Annotated in this window: 21 protein-coding genes and 8 pseudogenes; 19 read left to right on the top strand and 10 right to left on the bottom strand. The window is 58.8% G+C overall.

Annotation, left to right across the window (positions count from 1 at the left end; genetic code table 11):
- Window positions 1–117: 117 nt before the first annotated feature.
- From IB244_RS21075 to IB244_RS21060, 5 genes and pseudogenes are all read left to right on the top strand, one after another.
- The gene (locus IB244_RS21075; protein WP_192305434.1) at window positions 118–999 is read left to right on the top strand and encodes an alpha/beta fold hydrolase; all 882 of its coding nucleotides are present in this window, start codon (window positions 118–120) and stop codon (window positions 997–999) included.
- A 53-nt stretch (window positions 1,000–1,052) separates the two neighbouring features.
- On the top strand, window positions 1,053–2,033 hold the full coding sequence (locus IB244_RS21070) for a carbon-nitrogen hydrolase family protein (RefSeq protein ID WP_192305432.1): 981 nt from the start codon (window positions 1,053–1,055) through the stop codon (window positions 2,031–2,033).
- A 313-nt stretch (window positions 2,034–2,346) separates the two neighbouring features.
- Window positions 2,347–2,784 (top strand): hypothetical protein, encoded by a 438-nt coding sequence (locus tag IB244_RS21065; protein WP_018860374.1) that lies wholly within the window; start codon window positions 2,347–2,349, stop codon window positions 2,782–2,784.
- A 47-nt stretch (window positions 2,785–2,831) separates the two neighbouring features.
- Window positions 2,832–2,992: pseudogene (locus IB244_RS32410) on the top strand (adenylate/guanylate cyclase domain-containing protein); the annotation flags it as partial.
- Window positions 2,993–3,785: 793 nt separating this feature from the next.
- Entirely contained in the window at window positions 3,786–4,247 is a 462-nt protein-coding gene (locus IB244_RS21060; RefSeq protein ID WP_246734556.1) for a hypothetical protein, read from the top strand.
- Between the two features lie 146 nt (window positions 4,248–4,393).
- Here the strand turns inward: IB244_RS21060 and IB244_RS32405 are convergent.
- Window positions 4,394–4,614 (bottom strand): annotated as a pseudogene (locus IB244_RS32405) (type II toxin-antitoxin system RelE/ParE family toxin); the annotation flags it as partial.
- Complete coding sequence (locus IB244_RS21055) at window positions 4,601–4,876, bottom strand: type II toxin-antitoxin system ParD family antitoxin (protein WP_192305430.1); 276 nt, start codon at window positions 4,874–4,876, stop codon at window positions 4,601–4,603. The pseudogene IB244_RS32405 and the gene IB244_RS21055, both read right to left, overlap by 14 nt.
- A gap of 136 nt (window positions 4,877–5,012) precedes the next feature.
- Between IB244_RS21055 and IB244_RS21050 the strand changes: the two are divergent.
- From IB244_RS21050 to repC, 9 genes and pseudogenes are all read left to right on the top strand, one after another.
- Window positions 5,013–5,335: pseudogene (locus IB244_RS21050) on the top strand (type II toxin-antitoxin system Phd/YefM family antitoxin).
- Window positions 5,332–5,406 (top strand): annotated as a pseudogene (locus IB244_RS33175) (type II toxin-antitoxin system VapC family toxin); the annotation flags it as partial. The pseudogenes IB244_RS21050 and IB244_RS33175, both read left to right, overlap by 4 nt.
- A gap of 45 nt (window positions 5,407–5,451) precedes the next feature.
- Window positions 5,452–5,700 carry a type II toxin-antitoxin system Phd/YefM family antitoxin gene (locus tag IB244_RS21045; RefSeq protein ID WP_192305428.1) on the top strand — a complete coding sequence of 83 codons (249 nt, stop codon included), beginning with the start codon at window positions 5,452–5,454 and terminating at the stop codon, window positions 5,698–5,700.
- Window positions 5,697–6,839, top strand: a pseudogene (locus IB244_RS21040) (site-specific integrase). Before IB244_RS21045 ends, IB244_RS21040 begins: the two are co-directional and overlap by 4 nt.
- Before the next feature lie 314 nt (window positions 6,840–7,153).
- The gene (locus tag IB244_RS31900; protein WP_210334305.1) at window positions 7,154–7,396 is read left to right on the top strand and encodes a hypothetical protein; all 243 of its coding nucleotides are present in this window, start codon (window positions 7,154–7,156) and stop codon (window positions 7,394–7,396) included.
- Between the two features lie 193 nt (window positions 7,397–7,589).
- Window positions 7,590–7,886, top strand: a complete 297-nt coding sequence (locus IB244_RS21035) for a hypothetical protein (RefSeq protein ID WP_192305455.1) — start codon at window positions 7,590–7,592, stop codon at window positions 7,884–7,886.
- Window positions 7,887–8,350: 464 nt separating this feature from the next.
- Entirely contained in the window at window positions 8,351–9,556 is a 1,206-nt protein-coding gene (gene repA, locus IB244_RS21030) for a plasmid partitioning protein RepA (RefSeq protein WP_018859809.1), read from the top strand.
- 75 nt (window positions 9,557–9,631) lie between these two features.
- Entirely contained in the window at window positions 9,632–10,645 is a 1,014-nt protein-coding gene (gene repB / locus IB244_RS21025; RefSeq protein ID WP_192305426.1) for a plasmid partitioning protein RepB, read from the top strand.
- Window positions 10,646–10,800: 155 nt separating this feature from the next.
- A complete protein-coding gene (repC, locus tag IB244_RS21020) occupies window positions 10,801–12,021 on the top strand; it encodes a plasmid replication protein RepC (RefSeq protein WP_018859807.1) in 1,221 nt (406 codons plus the stop codon).
- A 343-nt stretch (window positions 12,022–12,364) separates the two neighbouring features.
- On the opposite strand, the pseudogene IB244_RS21015 reads toward repC, so the two are convergent.
- The 3 genes and pseudogenes from IB244_RS21015 to IB244_RS21005 form a co-directional block, all read right to left on the bottom strand.
- Window positions 12,365–13,466: pseudogene (locus IB244_RS21015) on the bottom strand (site-specific integrase).
- Complete coding sequence (locus IB244_RS21010; RefSeq protein ID WP_018859804.1) at window positions 13,463–13,870, bottom strand: type II toxin-antitoxin system VapC family toxin; 408 nt, start codon at window positions 13,868–13,870, stop codon at window positions 13,463–13,465. Before IB244_RS21010 ends, IB244_RS21015 begins: the two are co-directional and overlap by 4 nt.
- On the bottom strand, window positions 13,870–14,124 hold the full coding sequence (locus IB244_RS21005; RefSeq protein ID WP_018859803.1) for a type II toxin-antitoxin system Phd/YefM family antitoxin: 255 nt from the start codon (window positions 14,122–14,124) through the stop codon (window positions 13,870–13,872). The genes IB244_RS21010 and IB244_RS21005 overlap by 1 nt, the downstream gene beginning before the upstream one ends.
- A gap of 488 nt (window positions 14,125–14,612) precedes the next feature.
- Here IB244_RS21005 and IB244_RS21000 point away from each other — a divergent pair, with 488 nt between their 5' ends.
- The 5 genes and pseudogenes from IB244_RS21000 to IB244_RS20980 all read left to right on the top strand — a co-directional run.
- Window positions 14,613–15,422 carry a class I SAM-dependent methyltransferase gene (locus IB244_RS21000; RefSeq protein ID WP_246734554.1) on the top strand — a complete coding sequence of 270 codons (810 nt, stop codon included), beginning with the start codon at window positions 14,613–14,615 and terminating at the stop codon, window positions 15,420–15,422.
- A 226-nt stretch (window positions 15,423–15,648) separates the two neighbouring features.
- Window positions 15,649–16,167: a DUF2147 domain-containing protein gene (locus IB244_RS20995; RefSeq protein ID WP_192305425.1), complete on the top strand. Its 519-nt coding sequence runs from the start codon at window positions 15,649–15,651 to the stop codon at window positions 16,165–16,167.
- A 285-nt stretch (window positions 16,168–16,452) separates the two neighbouring features.
- Window positions 16,453–17,283, top strand: a complete 831-nt coding sequence (locus IB244_RS20990; RefSeq protein WP_192305423.1) for an oxidoreductase — start codon at window positions 16,453–16,455, stop codon at window positions 17,281–17,283.
- A 57-nt stretch (window positions 17,284–17,340) separates the two neighbouring features.
- On the top strand, window positions 17,341–18,375 hold the full coding sequence (locus IB244_RS20985) for an AraC family transcriptional regulator (RefSeq protein ID WP_192305421.1): 1,035 nt from the start codon (window positions 17,341–17,343) through the stop codon (window positions 18,373–18,375).
- 92 nt (window positions 18,376–18,467) lie between these two features.
- Window positions 18,468–18,944, top strand: a pseudogene (locus IB244_RS20980) (SDR family NAD(P)-dependent oxidoreductase); the annotation flags it as partial.
- Between the two features lie 136 nt (window positions 18,945–19,080).
- Here the strand turns inward: IB244_RS20980 and IB244_RS20975 are convergent.
- From IB244_RS20975 to IB244_RS32955, 5 genes and pseudogenes are all read right to left on the bottom strand, one after another.
- Complete coding sequence (locus tag IB244_RS20975) at window positions 19,081–20,094, bottom strand: methyltransferase (protein ID WP_192305419.1); 1,014 nt, start codon at window positions 20,092–20,094, stop codon at window positions 19,081–19,083.
- Between the two features lie 167 nt (window positions 20,095–20,261).
- Window positions 20,262–20,404 (bottom strand): annotated as a pseudogene (locus IB244_RS32400) (GNAT family N-acetyltransferase); the annotation flags it as partial.
- A gap of 77 nt (window positions 20,405–20,481) precedes the next feature.
- A complete protein-coding gene (locus IB244_RS20970) occupies window positions 20,482–20,940 on the bottom strand; it encodes a ProQ/FINO family protein (RefSeq protein ID WP_192305417.1) in 459 nt (152 codons plus the stop codon).
- A 188-nt stretch (window positions 20,941–21,128) separates the two neighbouring features.
- Complete coding sequence (locus tag IB244_RS20965; protein WP_246734552.1) at window positions 21,129–21,578, bottom strand: response regulator; 450 nt, start codon at window positions 21,576–21,578, stop codon at window positions 21,129–21,131.
- A gap of 508 nt (window positions 21,579–22,086) precedes the next feature.
- The gene (locus tag IB244_RS32955; RefSeq protein WP_192305413.1) at window positions 22,087–24,585 is read right to left on the bottom strand and encodes an autotransporter outer membrane beta-barrel domain-containing protein; all 2,499 of its coding nucleotides are present in this window, start codon (window positions 24,583–24,585) and stop codon (window positions 22,087–22,089) included.
- Window positions 24,586–24,660 lie beyond the last annotated feature (75 nt).

Below are 24,660 nucleotides of genomic sequence, written 5' to 3'. Positions count from 1 at the left end.
AATCCCATTCTACCGGCTGATAGCCCGGCGGTGCATATCTTGAGCATCCAAACGCCGGTCAGCGGGCAAACGCAATGGCCGCCCAGTCAGCAATTGTCGAAAAACGGGAATGATGACATGTCGCATCACGCAAAACGACCGACGGCCGATATCGGGACCATCCCGATCGATACTGACATTACGCTCCGAAGGATGGTTGTCCATCGTGCGGATCCGAAGGGGACGGTGCTCCTCCTGCACGGCTTTCCCGAAACCATCTATGCGTGGAAGGACGTCGCGCCGGCGCTCGCAGACGACTTTGAAGTCCACGCTTTCGACTGGCCGGGCTTCGGCCTCTCATCGCGTCCCCAAGTCGATCGGTTCAGCTATGCGCCCCGCGACTATGCGCGCGTTCTGAAGAATTACATCGATCGCTCCGGTATCGATCGGTCGCAGCTCACTATCTACGCGACCGACATCAGTGCTCTGCCCACTCTCCTTCTGGCGCTGGAGGAGCCTGATGTCGCAAGGTCGCTCATTGTCGGCGACTTCGCACCATTCAATCGGCCAGCCTATATGTGGGAAAGCTTGCAGGCGCTTAAGTCGAAGCCCTCCTCCGACCAGGTTCGGGCTTTCATGAATGCAAATCGCGAGGAGATCCTGGCAAATACCTTTTTCCGCGGCCTTCCGGAGGAAGCCCGCTACGAAGTATCGCGCGAATTCCGGGAGGATATCGCGGTCGGCTGGGGTCACGGCGATATGACCTCGGTGGACGCCTTCTACCACTACTACTCACAGTTCACGCGCGACCAGGACTATTTCGAGGCGAATCTGGCGAGGCTCAGGACACCGGCAACCGTGGTCTGGGGTAGCGAAGACCTCTACATCAAGAAGGAAATGGGGATCGAACTTGCACATCGAATCCAGGCCGACCTCAAGCTTCTTCCCGACATCGGCCACTACCCGCATCTACAGGCCCCCAGCCAAACAATCGCAGAGATCCGCGGCTCGTTCCAATGACATCATCGTGGGCAGCAAGACACTCGCGCAAACCCGTACTGAAAGTGAACATCATGAATACCATCATCAAAGCCGCGGCCGTTCAGATTAGCCCGGTGCTCTATAGCCGCGAAGCAACAGTCGAAAAGGTCGTCCAGAAAATCCATCAGCTCGCTCGGAAAGGCGTGCAGTTCGCCACCTTCCCAGAGACCTTGGTGCCCTACTATCCCTATTTTGCCGCCGTGCAAACGCCTTGGCAGCAGCTTTACGGCAACGAATTTCTAAGGTTGCTGGAGCAAGCCGTGACGGTGCCCTCACCGACCACAGACGCGCTCGCCGACGCGGCGCGGGAGGCGGGTATGGTGGTGGCGATCGGCGTCAACGAGCGCGATGGCGGCACCCTCTATAACACGCAATTGCTCTTCGATGCCGACGGCACATTAATCCAGCGCCGACGCAAGATTACGCCCACCCATTATGAACGCATGATCTGGGGCCAGGGAGATGGTTCGGGCCTGCGTGCCATCGACAGCAAGGTCGGCCGCATCGGACAGCTCGCATGCATGGAGCATAACAATCCGCTCGCGCGCTACGCCTTGATCGCCGACGGTGAGCAGATCCATTCGGCCATGTATCCTGGGTCCTGCTTTGGCGAACCCTTCGCGCAGAAGATGGAGATCAATATCCGTCAGCATGCGCTGGAGTCCGGCTGCTTCGTTGTGAACGCGACTGCCTGGCTCGACGCTGAACAACAGGCACAGATCATGAAGGATACTGGCTGCGAGATCGAGCCGATCTCGGGTGGTTGCTTCACGGCCATCGTCGCACCCGATGGCAGCTTGTTGGCCGAACCCCTCCGCCAAGGCGAGGGCGAGATTGTCGTCGACCTCGACTTTTCGCGAATCGACAGGCGTAAGCAAGTGGTCGATTCGCGCGGCCACTATGCCCGGCCAGAGCTGCTCAGCCTGCTGATCGACCGCACCCCTACGGGCTATATCCATGAGCGGCCCACGCATCCGACGATCGACGCCGTCCGCGATACGGCCGGGTCCTGACCCGGTGATGGCTAACCACCGCGCCTGATTGCCCCACCAACAACAGAGGAGTTCGACATGACCCCGACGGTTCTATTCGGCCTCACCGCCTCGCTACTGGTGATCGCGCCTATCGGGCACTTCTTGCCGGGGGAAGCTCCGGACGAGTTCGCGGCGGGGTTCTTGCCTTCTAGAAGAAGAACCCCACACCGGGTTGGAACGGGGCGACTAGCGTCAAGAATGGCTAGCGCTCGACGCTTAAAATGTCAGCCGCGCCACCCTGCTGCCACAAGAAACCACATCTGTTGGCAATCAATCTGACAGGAGTAGGACCATGAAGTTTACCGACACCGCACCAACTCTTCCACGTCCGGATGGGCCGCCCCCGTGGCTAGGCAAGCTTGCAAAGGATGCAACTCTCGAAGGAGCAATCCTAAAGCGCTCAGTTCACGGCAGGGACAACATTCTCACGCTCATTTCGTATGCCCGCACGTTGTACGAATTCCAAGAATATACCTATTACGGAAACTGGGACGACAATTTCTTCATGGAAGCATATCGATCGCGGATCAACGGCGTTCCCGTCGACTGCTTTATCGTTGCTCACATGAACGATAAGGGTGAAGCCGACTCTATATTGCTTCATCACTACCCGCTCAATGCCACGTTGGAGTTTTCTCGTCTCATGTGGGAAAAGTTTGGCGATCGATTTGGCGATCTTTACCTGAGCACCACACAAGCGGATGGAGTAGCCAGGGCGTCCAACACGTGATCGTCTGAGCCGAAGAGTTGCGGGGCAACGTCGCCGCGTATTGCGGCATTTCAGCCCAAGTTCACGGTGGGATCGTCGGCAAAATCGGCGACCGGTTCTTTGATGGAGCCGGACGCTACCTAAAGAGCCCTGACTCGCCCGGTCCACGTGGCATTGGCCGGATGCGCTGCAGAACATATTGCCGCTGCCCGAATGTTCCGCGATCGCTGACGGGTCGAACGCAATTTCGATGCCTTCGACATGCATCCGTGATTGCGCTAGGTGGCTTTCGGCACATCCCCGTCAGCTAGCCCACCGGTCGCGATAACCCCAGGGAGTTTGCGGATCAAATTCTGCATCGCCAGCAGGGGCCCGAACAAGATGGGGTGGTTGCCGTCCATTGCAACGAGCGGCGTATCGCGCACTTAGCCGCCCGCCTGCCGAGGCCCCTGAAAGCCCGCTGAGGCTGATCGCCATGCACTAAATGCAGCTCTTGAAGGGGAGCAGAACCTATGACCCTCTCATTTTGATTCCTGGTGCAGTTGAAAGAATCAGAACCAACGGCCCCGTTATTGCGAAATTCCCTCTGCAGGAGGATTCGTAGGCGAGCTAGAACTTAGCCGGGGCGGAAGACGGATTTTATGAACGATCCCGCCGTCATTGCCCAACGGCGACAAGCGCTCTCTGATCTCGATGCGGCGGAATGACTGACTGGTCCGACTGTCAAAGCTAAAGTCGGTTGGTGCGTCTCACCCGCCCCCTCCCTTCCCTTGCAACCTGGCCCAGCCGGTCCGGTCGGGGGCTTGCCTCAGTGCAAGTGGACATGGTGAGTGTCGCATTTCTAAATGGCTGAAGACCCGCCCAAGGTGACATTTTCTACTTTGCAAACCGGCGGACATTTCAACCCTGCCGCCACAGATTGATAGCCTGGGGATTCTCCTGCAGGGGCAAGTCATGATTCGATTCTGCCATGACGAAGCGGCTCCCCCCCCGAGCATGCCGACACGCTGTCGCTGAATGCGTTGCGCAGTCTTGTGTCCGGTCTGTTGGAGCGGTCGCAGCAAGCGGAAGCCCGGTTCGCGAAGCTTGAGGCCGGCAACATCCAGCTGCGCGAGGAAAACGCCACCCTTCGGCTCGAAAACACCCGCTTGAAACTCGACAATCAGCAGCTGAGCGACGAGATCGCCCGGTTGAAGAACCTGCCGCCGCGCCCACCGTTTCGCTCTTCCGGCACGGACAAGGCGACGGATGCCAAATCCGATGACAAAGCCCAGGCAAAGAAGAAGCCGCGCGGTGCGAAGTTGGATGTGAAACGGGTGAGCCGGGAGGAGATCCTGCTCATCAATGCGCCGGCCGGCTCACGCTTCAAGGGGTACAAAAGCGCCTATGTTCGCGACTTGGTGCTCGCCTCGAGATGCACAATTTCAATCGATCTTAACGCATTGACATCATGGCAAACGCGCCATTCACCGGAAGCGATATGAACGAATGCTTCCGCTGCAGCTGACGAGACTGGGTTAGCCTTCTAATCATCGATAATGATCGGTTATCGGAAGTGAGCGCTTCTTGGTCGAAATAGTTGCTTTCTCGACCAGACGTAAGCTTGCTCGTTGGACCATTGGCTGCAGCCCTTGTCTCGTCGCAAACAGCGGATGCCCGGATAAATATCGGGTCGCAATGTTCCGATCTCGGCGATCCGTTGATCAACATGCGAAGGCCATGAACTCGGCCGGCAGCACACTCCAACGCCTCGTCGGGATGGTCACCGAGATCGCAGTAAGCGGCGAAGAGATGATCGAAGATCAGTTCAAAATCGCGCTCCGCTTCGACGGAATATTCAAGACTCCACACGAAGAGCTCTCTGCTTACGCACGATCATATCGTCGACCGCGCCTGCCATTGCCACTTCAGACATAGACGCTCCGCTTAGCCGCCGGTGAATCAGCTCCTTCATGGCTTCCGTCTCAGCGGACTCAGTCTCCGTCTTCTGTCGAAGAAGCTCCAACCCTTGCTGAATAACCGAACTCAAGCTCGAATACCGTCCCGTGTCGACGAGCGATCGCGCAAAGGAATCCTGGTACTCGGTTAGCGAAATCGATGATTTTACGCTCATGACGTCAGCTCCTTTGCTTCCAGCATTGCCACCCAGTCGCATATATCAAGCGATTTCTCGATGGCGCTATTTCCAGCTGAGACGCATTTCCGATCACCACGCGTATATGGCGATTGTACGCCCGGTAGAGCATGCTATGGTAGCGAACCAGACATACTGGAGGCCAGCAAGGGCGCAGGCCACGTACAAGATCAGCGAAGCACGCAAGAAATTTGCCGAAGTCCCTGAACGCGCCAACCAGGTGAGGAAATTGTCATCATGCGCGACAATGAGGTCTGCGCGCGGATCGGCCCGGCCGACGGCGGCAAGCGCTCGTCCGGACTGTTGCGCCAGCGGCGCCTGCCGGATGACCTGTTCGACGAAAGCGATGCCGAACAGGACGCCATCGACGGCGGCGACTGGAATGACGACCTCGGCGTGTGGCAGGGCGACTCCGCCGGTTCCAAGGCCACGGCATGAAGGATCTTCTCGATAGTCACGCGGTCTACTGGTGGACGATCGGCAGCGATCGGCTTTCACTGAAGGCGCGCGTTCGACCCGATTTTGCATGAACGTGTCTGGTAAAGGTAATAACGATGAAGATCTGCGTTGAAGTTGCCGAGGCAGCGGAACGGCTTGAAGAATTGATAGACCCTGCCTTGCGCGGCGACGAGGTTGTCGTCTGTCGTGTGGGGAATCCCGTTGCGGTCATCATGGCTGTGCGGACGGCGGACCATGGCACGATCGATGACTTTCTGGCACTGGCAGCAGAGGGTCGCCCGACGAGCAATGACCTGACCTCAAACCACGACGACCTCTATGACGAGAACGGACTGCCGGCATGAGCAGCGAGTCGCCAAGCTTGATCGAAAAACGCGCAAGAGAACTCGATACCATCGCTGCGGCGTTGCCGATCGGGCGCCGCGATGAACTGGCCGAGCTGCTCACCGATCAGGATGTCGAAACCCTCCGCCATCTTGTCAATGCGGGCATGGGCGAGAATACGCTGCGGGCGCTGACGTCCGACCTCGCCTAGCTGCAGGCCTGGTCGCTGGCGGCCACAGGCAGCCCTTTGCCCTGGCCGGCGCCGGAAGCCTTGCTGCTGAAATTCGTCGCCCACCATCTGTGGGATCCGCAGCAGCGCAAAACTGAACCGGGCCATGGTATGCCGCCGGCCACCGAGCAGAGGCTCCGCGATCAGGGCTTTTTGAGATCAGGCGGGCCACATGCCCCCGACACGGTGCGCCGCCGGTTGGCCACCTGGTCGACGCTGACCAAATGGCGGGGATTGACGGGGGTCTTCGCCTCCCCTGCCCTCAAATCGGCAATCCGGCTGGCGGTGCGCGCCGCACCGCGCCCGAGAATGCGCAAGAGCGCGAAAGCGGTGACAGCCGACGTGCTGGCCAGACTGTTGGCGACCTGCAGCGGCGGCAGCCTGCGCGATATCAGGGATCGGGCCATCCTGATGGTGGCCTTCGCCTCAGGCGGCCGCCGGCGCAGCGAAATTGCCGGGCTGCGCAAGGAGCAGCTCACGGTCGAGCCCGCAATCGAGGTCGACGACGGCCCTCCCCTGCCCTCGCTCGCCATCCATCTCGGGCGCACGAAAACATCTGGTGCTGAGCAGGATGAGGTCGTCTATCTCACTGGCCAGCCGGTGGAGGCGTTGAACGCTTGGCTCGACGCCGCCAGCATCAACAAGGGATCGATTTTCCGGGCTATCGATCGCTGGGGCAATGTTTCGCGCCGTCCGCTCGATCCGAAGGCAGTCAACGATATCGTCAAGCAAAGGGTGGCGATGGCTGGGTTGGAGCCTCGGGATTTCTCCTCGCACGGATTGCGGGCGGGGTATTTGACCGAAGCCGCCAATCGCGGCGTTCCGCTCCCTGAGGCGATGGAGCACTCGCGGCATCGATCCGTCCAACAGGCGTCGAGGTACTACAACAACGCCTCGCGGAGCAGCGGGCGCGCCGCCCGCCTGCTCTAGGACCACAAGATGACGCTCGATTAAGCGTCGAAAGACGCTTCTTCCGATCCGACACTGGGATCCCTTTAACCTGCCAATTCGAAGTCTGCTAGCCGGCCTCTCGCTCGACGTGAACGCGGACGCGTCCGTAGACGGCATCGAAGTCTTGGCCGCCTTCCTTGCTTCCCCAATTGGCCCCAGCTGCTTCCGTCCTTGATCCATCGGTATATGGTGCCGTTTGAGGTGCACCACGATCCTGTGGGTTGCCTGCCGCAACCCGTTGTAGCCTCCAACGAAGTCGACGATGCTGGCCCGGAATCAGAGGGGAACTCATAATGCAATCCGGCCTGGCGACGATTACAATTGCTGATGATGGCCATAGCGAGCACGTCGCATTCGAGCTTTCAGGCCGCTCGGGACTTCTCTTCGCACACCAAGAACTCTTGATTCGTGCCAAGAATGCAAAGGCCGTGCGACTAGCATTTCTGACGGCAAGGTCCGAGCATCTGATCCGGATCGGAAATGTAGACGCCAGCTGTGCAAATTTCTCCATCCTCCAGGACCTCAACCCATCCTGACAACAATTGCGACGGGCAATTACTGCGAAGGTCGTCCTGAATCAAAGGCGCTGACGATTCGCGCCACGGGGCGCCCCAATCGCTGTGATCACGAGAGTGCCGCATCGGTTTGTCGATCGGATCTCGGAACAACGGCTTTTCACCTCCGTTTCAAAGTTAGTTGCATTCACGCAGCGGTTTTATGGAGGCAGTCATGCATCTGAAATTAGTCGCCACGTCGCTCCTGGCCATCGGACTTGCCAGTTCGGCCTTTGCACAGTCAAACCCGGCTCCGGCGGGCTCCACCATGGACAAGAACCATGGTGCCGCCACAAGCACGACCAAACCCATGAAGATGACGAAGGTTGATAGGTCGACCACCGGCAGCACGACCCAGAACGTCAACAAGGAAAACTGCAAGTCGATCAAAGGAAAGAATTCGTTGCAGACCCAGGGCGGTAACAGCAACACAGAAAATGCCGAAGACACTTGCGCGGACAATAACAACTGATCTGCCGGTCCCGCTTTTGGAAGGATGGCGTAGTTTGAGACTTCGCCATCCGGTGTCCTTCAATGCCCTGGTGTTGATCCGAAGCTCTGATGGGCGACCGGTTTAGGGTTAGCGGCGGAGGTCCCTGCACAGGAATTGTCGATCGCATGGACGCCGCGCCGGGTCGCGCCGAATTGCTCTCTAAACAATTTTCAGTGGACAACACCGATTTCTTGAACTGTGCGGCCGCGAATCTTTTGACAGCCGTGCAAACACCAAAAATATCTCGCAAAATCAGCAGGTTGATTCGCTTTTAGCGGCTCTGCCGTGCGCACTTCGCCATTGGAAGGCGTTTCTGCCAGAGAACCGGGCATATTAAGCCTTTGTTAACTAAAAACTTCTTGCGCCATTCAGAGAATCGCATCTAAATCACGCTTAAGATGCAAATCGCTTGAGAAAAGCGTTATTCCGGAAAATGGCAAGATATGAACATGGCACCAGTCTTCATCGAAGACCTTGAGTTTGACAAGGAAATCCTTGAACAAGGCGAACTCATCTCCGACAAGCTGAACATGCTTCGGCTGGAACAGTACCCACCGAACGCTATGAAGGGCCTCAGGCACTTCTCGTTGGCCGAGGTTGCCGAGTACCTCGGCGTCACCCAGAACCATATCAAGAAGCTCCATCTCGAAGGCAAGGGCCCTGCGCCTCAGCTGTCGGGCTCTGGCCGTCGCTCGTACACCGCCGAGCAGATGATGGAACTGCGTCGCTATCTCGACAAGCATGGCCGATCGGATTTCAAGAAGTATGTGCCGCATCGCCGCAATGGCGAAGAGCTGCAGGTCATCTCCGTCGTCAACTTCAAGGGCGGTTCGGGCAAGACGACGTCCGCAGCCCATCTCGCGCAATATCTCGCGCTAACCGGCCACCGCGTGCTTGCCGTCGATCTCGATCCGCAGGCATCATTCACGTCGCTCCATGGCATCCAGCCGGAGCTCGACCGCAATCCATCCTTCTACGAGGCTCTCCGCTACGACAGCGAGCGCAAGTCGATCAAGGAGCTGATCCGGCCCACAAACTTCCCAGGCCTCGACATCGTTCCAGCAAATCTCGAACTGCAGGAATACGAGTATGAGACGCCTCTTGCCGCCTCATCCAAGAGCCAGCAGGAAGGCAAGCTATTCTTCACCCGCATTTCGCAAGCCCTTAAGGAAGTCGATGCTGACTACGATGTCGTCGTCATCGACTGCCCGCCGCAGCTCGGCTATCTCACGTTGACGGCGCTCAGCGCTTCGACGGCGGTTCTTATCACCGTCCATCCGCAGATGCTCGATGTCATGTCAATGAGCCAGTTCCTGTTGATGCTTGGCGGCATCCTTGAATCGATCAAGGGGGCAGGGGCCTCGGTCAAGCTGAAATGGTTCCGTTACCTGGTAACGCGTTATGAGCCGATGGACCAGCCGCAGGCGCAGATGGTCGGTTTTCTCCAGGCACTGTTTAACAAACGCATGTTGAAGAACCAGATGCTGAAGTCCACCGCGATCTCGGATGCCGGCATCACCAAGCAAACCTTGTACGAAATTGAGAAGTCGCAGTTTACCCGCTCCACCTATGAACGAGCGGTAGAGAGCCTGAATGCGGTCAATGGAGAGATTGTTTCCTTGATCCACGGCGCGTGGGGACGGAAGTGACGTTTTTGACAGCCGTGCAAACGATCAGAAAGTCGATTGCTTTCAGGGAGATGAATACCAAAGGCGGAGATGGAAATGGCTAGAAAGAACCTCTTTGCGAGCGTAACGGCGACGCTGGGCGACGATGTCGACCGCGCCGCCGTCACTGCGTCTGAAGCACGCGCCTCCTATACGCGACGAGGGGCGTCACGCTCGATGATCCAGTCCCTTGACGAGCTTGCCGAGACCTCCATGCGGGTGCTTGACGGCGAGACCGTCATATCGCTCGATCCAGGCGATCTCGATGGTTCTTTCGTTGCCGATCGGATTGGCGACGACGACGAGGCATATACCAGTCTTCGGGAGGCCATTCGGCTCTCAGGCCAATCCACCCCAATCCTCGTGCGGCCGCATCCAACCGATGACGGCCGATACATGATTGTGTTCGGCCATCGTCGTGCGCGTGCTGCACGCGAGATTGGTTTGAAGGTACGTGCCGTCGTCAAACCGCTTGCCGATATCGAGCACGTTATCGCCCAAGGCCAGGAAAATACGGCCCGCGCCGATCTGACCTTTATCGAAAAGGCGATCTTTGCCAGCAAGCTGCAGCGAAGCGGAATGTCCCGCGACGTCCTTAAGTCAGCGCTTACCGTCGATGACAGCCTTTTGTCGCGCATGCTTTCCGTTGCAGAAGTCGTTCCTGACAGCGTGCTGGACGCTCTGGGGGCTGCCAAGGGCGTCGGCCGAGATCGGTGGGAGGAATTGAAGAAACTCGTTCTCAATCCGTCTGTGGCCCAGCGAGCGTGCCAGGCGGTGAAGGAGGACGGCTTTGCCGCCCTCACGAGCGACGACGCGAGATTTCTTTACCTTCTCACGGCCCTGAAAAGCTCAAGCAAGTCAGGTCGTCCGTCCAAGCAGAAGCCCGCCGTTTCCGCCTGGGCTCCGGTAGATCAGTCTGTCAGCGTGACGGCAAAGCCCAAGGCCAACGGCCTTGTGATGGAGTTTGGAAATCCGAAGGGCAAATCCTTCGGCCTGTGGCTCTCCAGCAATATGGACAGCCTCTTCGAGCAGTATTCAAGATCAACCGAAAAACAGCAAACGGGAGACTGAACAGCAAAAGAAAAAGGCCCCCTCAACGTTGCCGCCGTGGAAGCCTTCCTCTGAACTAGACACTTAGAGAATCGCATTTCCTCGAATCGCAGTCAAGAGTCTTTGGCACCGTTTTGGTGAGCAATTTTCTTTTGCCTTCTGAAAGGTGAAGGAAAATGCACGGTGAACACATAACGACGCCCTTTGGGCGGCGGCCGATGACGCTTGCGCTCGTGAAACGCCAGACAATCGTTTCCGAAATCAGGCAAGGCAAATCAGCAAACAAGTGGAAGATCTTCCGCGACGTCTCCGAGGCCAAGGTGATGCTTGACCTCAAGGACCGAAGTCTGGCCGTCCTCGATGCCCTCTTGAGTTTCCACCCGGAAAATGAGCTAAGGCAGGACGCACAGCTTGTCGTCTTCCCTTCGAATGCGCAGCTTTCGCTTCGCGCCCATGGTATCGCCGGAGCAACGCTTCGCAGGCATCTCGCTTTCCTCGTCGAGGCAGGTCTCATCCTGCGCAAGGACAGTGCGAACGGCAAGCGCTACGCCCACCGGGGCAGGGGAGGGGAGATCGAAAGTGCCTTCGGGTTCGATCTGTCTCCGCTGCTTGCGCGCGCAGACGAGCTTGCAGCGTTTGCCAACCAGGTTGTCGCAGAACGAGCAGCGATCCGCAGAGCCAGGGAGAAGCTTACAATCTGCCGGCGCGATGTTCGCAAGCTCATCGCCATGGCCGCCGAGGAAGGTGTCAGTGGCGATTGGGACAGCATCAGCGAAGCCTGCACCGACCTGCTGAAACCACTGAACCACTCGGCCAGCCTTGAGACCATCAATCGTGTTCTGAACGATATGGGCCTTCTGTTGTCCGAAGTCATCAATATCCTGAAATTCCACTCAGATTCCGATAATCCAAGCACCAATGATGCTCACAGTGAGCACCACACACAGAGTTCTAATACTGAATCTCATATTGAATCTGAACGTGACCGCAAACCTCTCGCTTGCGAACCAGATGCCCATCACGGACCTGCGCGAAGCCACGCAGAGAACGTGCCACTGAGCATGGTGCTCAGGGCGTGCACAGACATTGGCGCCTACGGACCAGGAGGAACCATTGCCACCTGGCGGGACCTGATGGCCGCATCGGCCGTCGTCAGATCGATGCTCGGCGTCAGCTCCGCCACCTTCGAGGATGCCTGCCATGTGATGGGACCGGAAAACACTGCCATCACTCTCGCCTGTATCCTTGAGCGCGCTCGCCACATCAACTCGGCCGGCGGTTATCTGAGGGATTTGACCCGACGCGCTCGCCAGAAAGCATTTTCGCCCACGCCGATGCTGATGGCCCTGTTGCGCGCGAATTCAGGCGCAGAGGGCCGCGCTCGCACAATCACGTAGAAGCCTGCCTATTGCATCGAGACAAAGCATCATCACGAACCACGAATGACGTCCAAAAGGCAGCGCTTTTGCCCTTTCGCCGAAGTCATCAACGTATACCTGGAGTTTGGCCACCAACCAGCAACGGAAAAGAACACTTGGTTTACTTCCGCAATCAGCGCGACTTCTTGGAATGTCAAGGATGTTAGACCCGACCAGAAAATGCTCACGACCACGTCACGCCAGTCCAGAACCGCCCACCAAGTGTGGCTTTTACTTCCCGATTTCAATTGGAGCGCTGAGCTGAAAATCAGACGCGTGAACTTTACCTAACGATGTCGCAACACCAATAGGGGTGGGGCCTTCAAAGCCCCGACGCCCTGGTGAGATTGATCCGGAAGCGATCGCGGCGGCGCTGATATTTGCGGGTCATTTCCGCACTGGCATGGCCGAGTTGCTTCTGGACGTAACGCTCGTCTAATTCGGCCGAGGACGCAAGGCCGGCACGCAGCGAATGGCCCGAGAATATCTCGGCCGGATCTCCGCGAACACCGGCGGCAAGTGTCGCCTTCTTGACGAGACGTGCCACCTCCCGGTCATTCAATCGGTCCGGCCCAACGTCCTTGCCCTAGCCCAGGACCCGGCGGAAGAGCGGACCTCTGGCGATCCGGGCGAACTTGATCCAGGTCTCGACGGCAACGACCGGGCAGGTCGTGTCGGACGAGCCGTGGCCGATCTCGACCTCTCGCCAGCCGGTCTTGCCGCGCAGGGTGACGAGCAGGCCCTTGTCGAGGATCTCGATCAAGCCGCGGCCGTCTTCCGTGTGGTCGCGACCAAGGTCCAGTCCGACGATCTCCGAGCGGCGCAGGCCGCCGGCAAAGCTGATGAGCAGCATGGCGCGATCGTGCAAGCCCCGCAATGTAGCGCGGTCGAGGGTGTCGACCATGGCGAGCAAGTCTTCCAGAAGCACGGCTTCCTTCTGCCGGGGAGGGGCAGCATGGGTGTTGCGGATGCCAGCCATGACCGTGGCGATGGCGCGGTGCTTGTGATCGAGATTCTCGCCGCCACGCTGGGCGTAGTTCCAGGACAGCGAAGAGAGACGGAGTTCGATTGTTGTGACCGAGTTGGGCTTGCGGTCGGCCGATGTGGCGCCTGACGCGCAGGCGGTTATCTTGAGGCCGACGACCTGGGGATCCGGGGAGGGGAGTAAGGTTCTGCCGGCGGCACTAGGCGGTAAAATGCTTCCAGTCCGAGGCGTGGGCCTTGCGAGTGTTGGCGGAGCTGGAGGCCTCGACATAACCGCTGGCCCGATCGGCGAGGCGCTCGAGGCGCGCCGGCAAGGCGGCGCTCGTTTCTGGAACAAGGGAGGGGAGTGCAGTGCCACCAGGATTAGCGTCGACCGTTACACCACCCGGGTGGGAGAGATCGACTTCTTGCGGTTCCGAGCCCGTCGCTGAGCCGCTCACGCGGGTGTCTCCCAGGGATTGATCACAGATGCGTCCGTGTCTTCAAAATCCTTGACGTTGCGCGTGACGAGGATCAGGTCGTGGACGATGGCGGTCGCGGCGATCAACCCGTCAATATCGCCACGCGGCCGGATCGCGGCGATGCGGCCCCATTCGACGGCGATCTGGTCGGTCACCGGCAGGATGCGGTCGCCATGGTCGTGGCGCAGCTTGCGCAGCCATTCGGCGAGGTGAGCGGCGGCCTTCGGATCCGACTTCTGTTTCAGCGCAATGCCGCGCATGATTTCGCCGAGGGTCAGCGCGCTCAGATGGATGCTAAGCGGGTCTACCGAGCGCAGCCAAGCAACCGCCTGCGGCGTGCCGCGTCGCGCCTCCGAAACGATGTTGGTGTCAACCAGATACATCAGAAGGCCACGTCGCGGCTTGGCGTCTTGGCGCGCGCCTCGACCGCATCGGCGAGCTCATCGTCCCAAGCGGGACCGCCAAGCAGATCGTCGACCAGCGTCGGTCGGCCGGCGCGCAGAGCGTCATAGTCGTGGGCGGACAGCACCACGGCAGTGCGCTCTCCACGAAGCGTGACGATCTGCGGCCCCTCGTGTCGTGCCTTCTGCACCACTTTCGAGAAATGGTTCTTGGCGTCCTGCAGTTGCCATTCCATTGCTTTGCTCCAAACTAGCTAGACTGTCTAGCCATATATACCTGTTTTCCGGCGGGTGAAAGCGCAAATTTCCACCGATCGAGGGCGATTTCGGCCTGATTCGGTGGCCTGTCTAAAGAAGAAAGAAATGTCCGATAACGTTTAGGTTTCGAGTGCCGTCAGGCATACGAAGGCCTCCCATACAGGAACCCGCGGTCGGCATTCTCTGGCTATGGGGTTCTGTGAATCGGATCTGCCGGTGGGCCGCTGATGGCAGCGGCGCTTGTCGGTCCCAGCAAGCCGAGAGTGGTGTTTGCAGGTGTGATTGCCGAGATTTTCGTGGTGATTGAGAGCACGTTTACCCCGCTGATAGCCGTCGCCATTGGGACTGGCGCAGGCCCTCCCGTTGGCCCGCTCTGTTTTTGAGCAGACCATATGAATGGATTTGCCATGCCGGGTCATGACGCACTCTCCCGGTTGGTTGTTGCCTTATCTGGCGGTCCACGCGGTTGACGAAAGCGCTCGATGAAGTTGGTTGGCAGAATCTGCCACTCGATTGGCATACCCTGCCACTGCAAACCCTGCAGCCAATTAATACCTTTTCCGCGCCCTCGGTGATGATCGATCCGTTTTGGATCGGTGACATCGAGGCTTTGTCGAACAGCTTTGGAAGCGGCAGCAGGTCGGTAGCGGCACACTCATTCAAACCGCATTCCGTTTCCGCCACATTCGCAGGAGGCGAGATGCAGAGCGATAGCTTGGCTTTCTTTCGGGCTTGGGTCGCGCGACCGTTTCAGATAGCCGCCATCGTACCGTTAGGACGGGCGCTTGCCGAGATCATTACGCGGGAGATCACACCACAAACGGGGCATGTCATCGAACTCGGGCCGGGTACCGGCGTGTTTACGACCAAGATGATCGAACGCGGCGTCAGGCCCCAACACCTCACTTTGGTCGAGTACAGTCAAGAGTTTGTTGAACGCCTCAAGGGCCGCTTTCCAGGTGCCCGGGTACTGTCGATGGACGCTGCACGTCTGCAAGATCTTAAATTTCCACCAGAGACGTCGGTGGGCGCCGTCGTTAGCGGCCTTCCGCTACTGACCATGCCGGCAGGCAAGGTGATGGAGATCCTCGAAGGAGCTTTCCGGCACCTGCGGCCCGGCGGCGCATTCTACCAGTTCACTTACATGAGCAAGTGTCCTGTCCCCCAGTCAGTTCTTGATCATCTTGATCTGAACGCAACGCAGGTGGACCGAACCTTTCGGAACCTCCCACCGGCCCCGGTCTATCGGATTACCACCCGCCGGCCTGGTAAATAGCTCATTGGCGGACTGCGCAACTGGATTGACGTGCTCGGTCACTGCTGAGTGCCCGGCAGGCCATTAGTCTTCCTCGCGTCCGACGACAACAAACAACATCGGACTGCCCCAGGCCGATGCAAATCGGCCGGTACTGTGGTCGCGACAGAGATGGCAGCCGGAACGAAGGTCCTCGTCTTTCCTGTGCGGATGCATCAACATCGATTTATTGAAAAGGTTTCACCTTATGAACGTGTCAAAGGTCTCAAGGCGATCTGCCATATTCCTGGCAGTGGCAACAATCGGACTGGCCGCGGTGCCGGCGGCCCATACGCAGCAGGCTTCTCCGGCCGACGCTATCGTCGGAACATGGCAGGCCAACGACGGCAGCGTAAAACTGGATATGTTTAAGGAAGGAACGGAGTTCCGGGCGCGCCTGCTTTATGGCAATCAATTGATGGAAGCAGACAACGTTACTTTCAAGAAGGACGCCAAAAACCCTGATCCGGCCTTGCGCTCCCGTTCCATGAAGAATGTCATCTTCATCACCGGTCTTCATTGGAATGATGGGAGCTGGACCGGCGGCGCGCTCTATGATGGCTCCTCGGGCCGCACCTATAATTGCCAGATTACCATGCAGGGCGGCAAAATGAATCTCCGCGGTTATATCGGTATCTCCGCACTCGGACAAACGCGGCCTTCCACCGCGTGGGCGGCTAACTCTGTGATTGCGGACATGAGCTCAGCCGACGGGTTTCCAACATAAGTAGCGCCCCCGCACATGGTGAGAACTCGCCGGTTCGGCGTCGGGCGGATGCCGCATGAGGCGGCACCCGCCCGATTTGTTGAGTATAACCGACCTGCCTTCCTGGGATGAGACGGAACCGCTGCTGGCTTGTCTCTCGACTAAGAATGGTGCTGTTCCTCCGAACGGCAATTTTCTTGGCGCCATCGATGCCATTGGCGCAATATGCAACAGTGATGGCATGTTCCGTCAATGACCTTATGCTGGCGAGGCCCTATCTGTGATTTCACGAACAGAGAGGCAAACATGATCGACAACCGCAAGAAAACAGCACTTGTAACCGGTGCATCCTCCGGCATGGGCAAGGAAATTGCCAAGCGCCTCATCGCCGACGGCTTCAGGGTCTACGTGGCCGCACGAAGCGTCGCCAAGATGACAGATCTGGAGAAAATCGGCGCGCGTGCCTTGCAGATGGATATTTCCGACGACAACGAGATCCAGGCTGCCGTCAGCACAATTCTGACGGAAAGTGGCGGTGTCGATGTCCTGGTCAACAATGCCGGTTTCGGCCTTTACGGGCCGGTCGAGGACATTCTGCTCGACGAGGCTAGATACCAGTTCGAGGTCAACGTCTTCGGCCCGGCTCGCCTGACCCAGCTTCTCTTGCCGGCGATGCGCCAAAGGGGGGCGGGCACCATTGTCAACATCACCTCGATGGGCGGCAAGATCTATACGTTGCTCGGCGCCTGGTATCATGCCACCAAGCATGCCCTCGAAGGCTGGTCGGACAGCCTGCGGCTGGAACTGGCACCCTTCGGCATCAATGTGGTGATCGTGGAGCCGGGTCTGATCGAGACCGGCTTCGGCGATGTGGTTGCCGACGGCCTGGTCAAGCGCTCGGGCGCCGGCGCCTATGCCAAGGTCTCGCAGGCCGTCGCAAAGACCACCAAGGCGACTTATGGTCATGGTCGCGGCACGGATCCGAAGGTGATCGCTGATGTCGTCTCCACGGCCGTCAGCAAAAGAAAGCCACGTACGCGCTATGTTGCCGGCAAATACGCGAAACCGATGATCGCTATCCGCAAATGGCTTGGTGACCGTATGTTCGATCGTATCATCATGAGCCAGATGCGATAGAATTTCGGGCAATCGAACCCGGCATCCTTTATGAGTACTGCGAAAAGGCCAACCCGGATGACGGCAATACCGGCGGATAAATGCAAGGTTCCCCTGGCATTCTGGCGTGCGGTCGAAAGGATCGGCCTGCCGCCATCCGCGGTTCTGCGTCAGGCCCGGCTTCCCGCCACGCTGCACCTTAGCGAAAAGGGCATGGTGACGACGGCGCAGTATTTCGCGATTTTCCGGGCGCTCGAGGAACTGGCGCCGGAGCCTGCCCTTGGGCTTCGGCTGGTCCGCGAAGCCGATACAACCGTCCATCCACCGTCCACCCTGGCGGCCTTTCATGCCAGGGATTATCGCGATGGTCTCTACCGTGTCGCGCGCTTTAAACGGCTCTGCACCCCCGAGCAGTTAAGTTTTGACGAAGAGAAAGGCGAAGTCTCGATCACCAGCGACTGGATATACGCCAGCGAGCCGGAACCGGGTATCGCCACCGACGTCGCCTTTGCTTTCTTGGTTGAGCTCGGCCGTCGCGGGACCGGGCAGCCGCTAGCGCCTCTTCGCGTCGAGTTCATGAGTGCGGGGCCGAAGAGCGATCTCCATCAAGCCTTCTTCGGATGTCCGATCAAGTACGGTGCTACCCGAAACAAACTTGTTCTGAAATCCTCCGATCTCGACCGGCCGTTTCCGGGGCACAACCCCGAACTCCTGGATATTCTGACGCCTGCGCTTGCCGCTGCTATGGGTGAACTGCAGGCCCGCAGTTCCATCGGCGACCAGGTCAAGGTCGTGCTGAAACGAAGCTTGGCAAGTGGACGGCCCGAGCTGTCGCAGGTCGCCCAGGACCTCAACATGAGCGAAAGAACACTCCAGCGCCGCATCACCGACGAGGGCAAGACATTCCGTGAGCTGCTGTCGGAAGCGCGCCAGGACCTCGGACGCCAGCTCCTGTCCAATCCGGCCACCGACATTGACGAGGTTGCATGTCTGCTGGGCTATCAGGACCGCAGCTCCTTCTATCGTGCGTTTCGCGACTGGGAAGGGCTGACACCGCTGCAATGGCGCGAATTGAACGGGCGGGACGCGCCAGCGATCCTTTCATTGCATTGATACAGACGGAAGTGGACACGCTCCACTCCTCGCAGCGAACGGCGAAACCATCCTCCAGTATTGAACAGTAAAAACCCTTTGGCGCCTCCCGCGGTTTCGGTCGCATCTGGGCGGAAGCTGCCCTCTACCGCGGCGACAAAGTCGCTGCCACGGCACGCTCGCTCGAAAGTATCGCCGATCTCGCCATTCGGTATGGCGACGCGGTTCTGCCGCTCGCCCTAGATGTAACCGACTCCGATCAGGTTCGCAGCGCGATCGACCGCGCGGATGGCCATCTCGGCAGATTGGACATCGTCTTGAACAATGCCGGCTATGCGCTTGTGGGTGCAGTCGAGGAAACGGCGGAAGCCGACATCAAGGCGGAATTTGAAACCAGCTTCTTCGGCACGCTACGCGTGATCCGGGCAGCTCCGCCATTGCTGCGCAAGCAGGGGAGCGGCCATATCATCGGCGTTTCCAGTGTGGCAGGCCTCGTCGCAAGCCCGATCATCGGATTCTATCACGCCTCTAAATGGGCGTTCGAGGCGATGCATTTGCCCTGCAGGAGAATTCCCGGGCTATCGATCTAGACTCAAAACGCCGGGTTATGCACACTTCTATGCTCGCTCACCGAAACTGCTGCCACCGATTTTGCCCCCCGGCACGCCAGGCGATCGACATCTTTGGTCGATCTTGCGGACCACCGGCCACGGTCGCGGTTTGCGCTCAGTCAGGCTTGAAGCCTATCACCATCGAGTCCGGCCCCTGCAACGGCTCGACGCGCGTCGCCACGAAACCGGCGTCGTGCATCCATGCCTGGCAGTCGCCGCCGGTGTAGTCGAACCCGCCGGGGGTCTCGATCAGCATGTTCAGGCTCATCAGAAGGCCGAAAGCGTTCAAGCGGCGCTCGTCATCGATGACGGCATCGTAGACGATCACGGCCCCGCCGTTCGGCAGCGCGGCAAAGGCCTTTTCCAAGAGCATCCTCTTCTCGGCAAGATCCCAGTCGTGCAGGATGTGCCCCATCAAGATCACATCCGCATTCGGCATCGGGCCGTCAAAGAAGTTGCCGCTTTGGAAGCGGATGCGGTCAGCGAGACCCTGTCGGGCGACGAACTCGTCGAATATCGGCTGTACGGCGGGCAGGTCGAAGCCGATGGCCTGAAGATGCGGATGCGCTTGCGCGATCACCACCGGCACCATGCCCTGCGCCGCGCCCACATCGACGAAGGTCGTGTATTTCGACCAGTCGAACCGGGCGGCGATCGCCTGTGCCGCACCGGCGCTGATCCCGCTCATCGCTTCGAGGAACCCACGCAGCCGCGCCGGCTCCGCATAGATCGCGGCGAAGAAGTCTTCGCTGTGCTTGGCTTCATTCTGCGGCTCTCCGGTGCGCAGGGCTTCGGTCAGCGAGCCCCAGAAACCGTAGAGCCGGGTATTGGCCATTTCGAGGATGCCGCCAATATAGGAGGGCTTGCCTTTGTCGAGGAAGAGGTCTGTATCAGGGGCATTGCGATAGCGGCCGTCCTCGCGTTCGAGCAGCTTCAGGGCCACCAGGGTGTCGAAGAAGTCGCGGGCCGCGCGGGGATGCAGTTGCAGCCTGGCCTGCAGGTCGCTGAGGTCGGCCGGGCCGGCCGCGAGCGCGGTGAAGACGCCGAGCTCGACCGCGCTGAGCATGGCTTTGGAGGCCCAGAACCCCATGCCGAGCTGCATGATGTTGTCCGGCGTCGTTTCGCCCATCGTACCTCTCCTCCTGATCGTATCATCGAACAGCATCTGGGATTGGTGCGGAAGCGGTCCGGCCTGGCATGCCCAGTCCCGTCTCGTCTCGTCGAGGCACCCTGCAAGGGAAAATAGAGCGTTTTGGGATGTCCTGCAATTAATCAAGAAGCACTACGTGAGCAGTGCGAATGCTCGTGCATCCGACGCGCCGCGCCTCGACGACTTGCCGCCGTGTCTGTCATGTAGCCGCAGTTGCAAACATGTTTCCCTCCAATTAGTTCGGAGGCAGTACATCCCTACAATCACCGTCGTCTTCAGCGACAAACGTGCTGCCACCGATTTTGCCCCGCTTACTCATCAAGGTCGGTTCGATGCTGCAAGAGCGGAGCTTCACCGATACAGTGGCTAAGTTGGCCGCCTGGCGAGCAAACCGGCACGGATACGGTCTACCTTCGAGGGGAGAGAGGGAGCGATGTCGGCGTCAGGGTCGAACTGCAAATCGGATCGTTTGATACGCTGATAGCGTGCCTGAGCGGACAGACGATCGGCAGTGGAGACAGGTTCGATCGGCTTGCCCTGGAGATCAAAACGCATTGAGTCCGGTTGCGCAGTCGCAAAGAAATATCGCTTCGAGTGGATGTAGGCTCCGGTCGCTTTCCTGAGCGTCGTTACGGAGATATCCGGCTTCAACAGTAGACGGACTTCGTTCCAGAGACCGACTGCAAACGGTTTGATCGGATCGCCGATCATCGCAGGCAAAACATCAATGGGCTGGCGCAGCAGCGCGTTGATGTCTCCTGCCTTGGCAAGATCGGACTCGTTGGCCGCAATCGGTCCACGACTGTAAGTCCACGGCTTGGTCATCAAATGTCACCTCTGGCTTCCTCCTAGCGGGCGATCGTGAAGCGAGTTTGACAAACGAGAGGTCCGCTTCACGGCTTCAGTTGGGAATGGATCAAGGCGCAGGCAAGATCGATGCGGTGGAAGCAAGGCAAGGCATTTTAGTATCCAGCCAAAACTCGACGTCGGCCCCGCCAATGGGCCCTTGGAAGTCAATTCGTTTCCAGGCCAATGACGTCAGCATGACGCGACTGAAGCCCAAAGTCTGGGATCTCTTCCAGTTCCAACAGCAGCCTGAAGCAGACGATGGCATCATCTGGGCGGTAGGGTTTCTTCAGGAAACGACAGCGGCGAGGAAGGCTCGATTGCCTGAGGCTTACGATCCCTGATGTGATGACGATCGCAATGTCCGGCCAGTGACGGTGAATTTGAACTGCCAAGGCGACACCGTCCACATTGCCAGGAATGTTGATCGCGGTGAACACCAGTGCGATATCACCGTGGCGATCGAGACAACGCAAGGCTCCGTCGCCAGTTTCAGCTTCAATCGCGCGAAAGCCCGCGACCCCGATAGCTGCAACTATCGCCGTGCGCAGGATTGCGTCTGCCTCTACCACGAGAATCCTGTGCGAATCTTCTTTCCCGGTTGCTGACTGCTGCAAGGCCACCTCCTTGTCCGGAGCTGGATTTAAACACGATTGATGCATTGCAACAATATGCTGCCGCATCGCACTTTGCAAAGTCAGTCGGCCGTTGGAGAGCGATCGGCTTGCGGAGCTTTCGTCCCGCCACCGAACGCGTTTTCGAGATGATAGCCTGGCCTTCAGGCCGACGCAGCGCATCGGGCAGGATAAGGATCGGGTCCTTTCCTGTATGCCTCGACACATATGTATCACAGGCGTCTGTCGGGTACTCGGGCAGGCTATCCCCGCTAGGTTGATCGGCGACGCATCCGCGATCTGATCGAAATATACCTGACGCCGCAGCGTGGCGGGACATGAGACAAGTTTGTCCGTTCTTTCCCGCTCGACGGGTCAACGCAAGGTGTCCGGTCTGGCCGGAATGGAAATTGTTGCCGCTCGCCCGTTTACTCGCGCACAGTGGCATCCACGGCAGCTTGCGGCGGCAACACGGGGAAATTTCATCCAGTCGTGTCATGTTGATCAGCCGCTACCAGACGATCCTCAACCCAACCCGCCCGGAAACGGCGCTGAAGTCTTCGCCCCCAAGGTTGAAATAATAGGATGCATTGGCATAGACCCGCACGTTCTCGGAGAGATCCGCCGTCGCACCCCCGCCCAGTTCCAGCATTGTCGCCTTGCGAGTGGCATCGACCGGGATTGTGTTGAAAGTAACGACATCGGTCGTTTCGAACTCGTGCCAGAGGTTGGCGAGCAAGAAAGGCGAGACCGGCTTGCCATCGTAGTCGTAACTGCCCTGCAGGCGCACGCCGAGCCGACCGGTAAAGGCGTCGTTGTCGTCATAGCTGATTGTGCCGCCCGGATCGTGGGCCTGGTCGAAATTCAGGTACTGCCAGATGATTTGCGCTTGCGGCTCGATATCCCAGTGATCGGTGGCTTTGAACCTGGTCCCCGTTTCCAGTGACGCTGTCACTGCATCGCCGTTGAAGCTGCTGTCATACGCGCCTATCGAGTGGGTGTCGGTATCCAGCCATGAATTCATCAGGACGCCGTCGATGTAGCTACCATTGTCCCAGGTTCGGGTCCAATAAGCGGCAATGCTATAGCTGTCGATCGAAAGATCGCCGACGTGGATGCTGTTGAGATTGAGCGCGTCCGCCGTGATGTCGCCCCACGCACGAGAATAGCCGGCAAAGACGCCGAACGTATCCAGCACGCCCTTGCCCTCGCGCTCGTAGAACGGCGCCCCAATTTCGAAGCCAAAGGCCTGCCCATCGTACGTTTCGTCGAGTAGGCGGGTTAGATCCTGATCGTAGCTCTCGCCAAAGACGCGCGTCCAGACTGCGTTGCCAGCCTGCTCACGGGCCATCCAATCCTGCTCGCCGTGGCGCTCGTGGAAGGTGCCGAGCGTCGTCCTGAGTAGGCCGCGTGACACTGCTGGAACGACCGTCATGATCGGAACTTCGGGTCGGATCGTCGGACCGGGATCGAAGCTTCCCGGATCGCCGCCATCTCCGTCAAGTTCGTCTCCACCGTCTCCACCGTCTCCACCGTCGCCACCGTTCCCTCCGTTGTCGCCACCGCCGTTGTCGCCACCACCGCCGTTGCCACCGTTGTCACCCGACTCGCTGCGCAGATACCAGTTGTTATCCGTGCCCGGCACTGACGAGCCCTTGTACAGCAGATATTCGTAGATCCCCGCGCTGACGCGGCGACTTAGAAAGAATGATCCGTTCGCGGTCGTGGCCCCATTGATCGCCTCGACAACCAAGATCCCTCGATCTGTCTCGTCACCGGCGCCGCCGACATTCGTTGCAACAATTCCAGTCAATCCAGACGCCGTTCCTGAATCGATCACGAGCTTGTCTGCCGGCGAGCTGTCGTTGCCGAGCGCGCTCTGGAGCCACAACTGGCCAGAATTGCCGACGTAGTTGCCGACAATCTTCAGCGAGTCCGAGGTGGAGTTCGAACCGGTTGTGAGGTCGATCACACCGGCGTTGGTTACAGTCACAAGTCCGCCTGCGGTTGCTGGCGAAATCGTAGACTGGAAGCCGCTGCCGTTCAGCACGCTGGTCGAGTCGATCCTCAGTGCGCCGCTGCCGGTACCGCTATCACCGAGGACAAGATTGTTGTTCATCTTGAGAGTCGAGCCCTGCTCGAGCGAGATCAGTTCCCAGTTGATCAATCGATTCGGGTTGCTGCCCTGAGTACCCTGCCAGGTCAGCGTATCGTTACCCTGGCCGCCATTGATCTGGATCGTCTTCAACTGTGTATCGGTGAGCCCCTGGAACACCGCCACATCGTTAGCATCACCCATGTCGATGCCGCCGATCAGACCGCCGGTCCAGAGCATCGAATCGTCGTTGGCTCCTGCATTGAGAAAGCCCGTGACTTCGCCGCCCGACAACTCGAAGCGGTCTGTGCCTGCGGATTGGTTGACCGATGTGTTCACCCGGCCGCCCAGCATTTGAAAGAGATCATTGCCGGCGCCCTGATCGACCGTGCCATTGAGTACCCCCGGATTGTAATTGACGATGGTGTCGTTACCGGTGCCGAGCAGCGTATTGCTCTGGATGGTGCCGTAGTTGTCGATGCGGGTCTGGCTTGCGCCGTTGATGTAGACTCCATTGTTGATGAAGGCGCCTGCACTGTTCAGGATCGTCGTCGTGCCGTTGCCATTGACCGTGATGCCCGGGTTCAGTGTGCCGTTGTTGGTGATCGTGTTGTTGCTGTTGCCGGTGAACGAAAAGACCGAGTTGATGGAGGCCTTGGCGTTGTTGGTTACCGAGTAGGTGCCATTGCCGGTGATCACCAGACCGTTATTGATGTTCCCGGAATTTACGAAGGTGATGAAACCGTTGTTGTCGAGCGTGACGCTCTGCAGGTTTCCTGCGGTGGTCACGCCAAGAGTGCCGATATTGGAAAGGGTGAGCGGACCGTTGAAGTTGGTACCGGTGAGGATATCGACCGTGAGCGTGCCAAGGCTGGCGGTGCTGCTGTAGCCGGAAGGATTGCCCGTGCAGGTCACCGTTTGACCGGAAGTGGGGCTTGCCGGTTCGCAATCCGCGAACGCCGGCAGAGTTATGAAGAAGCTAAGGATGCT

The organism is Rhizobium sp. RHZ02 (assembly GCF_014851575.1).
Lineage (GTDB): Bacteria > Pseudomonadota > Alphaproteobacteria > Rhizobiales > Rhizobiaceae > Rhizobium > Rhizobium altiplani.
This window is presented reverse-complemented; position numbering and strand designations above follow the sequence as displayed.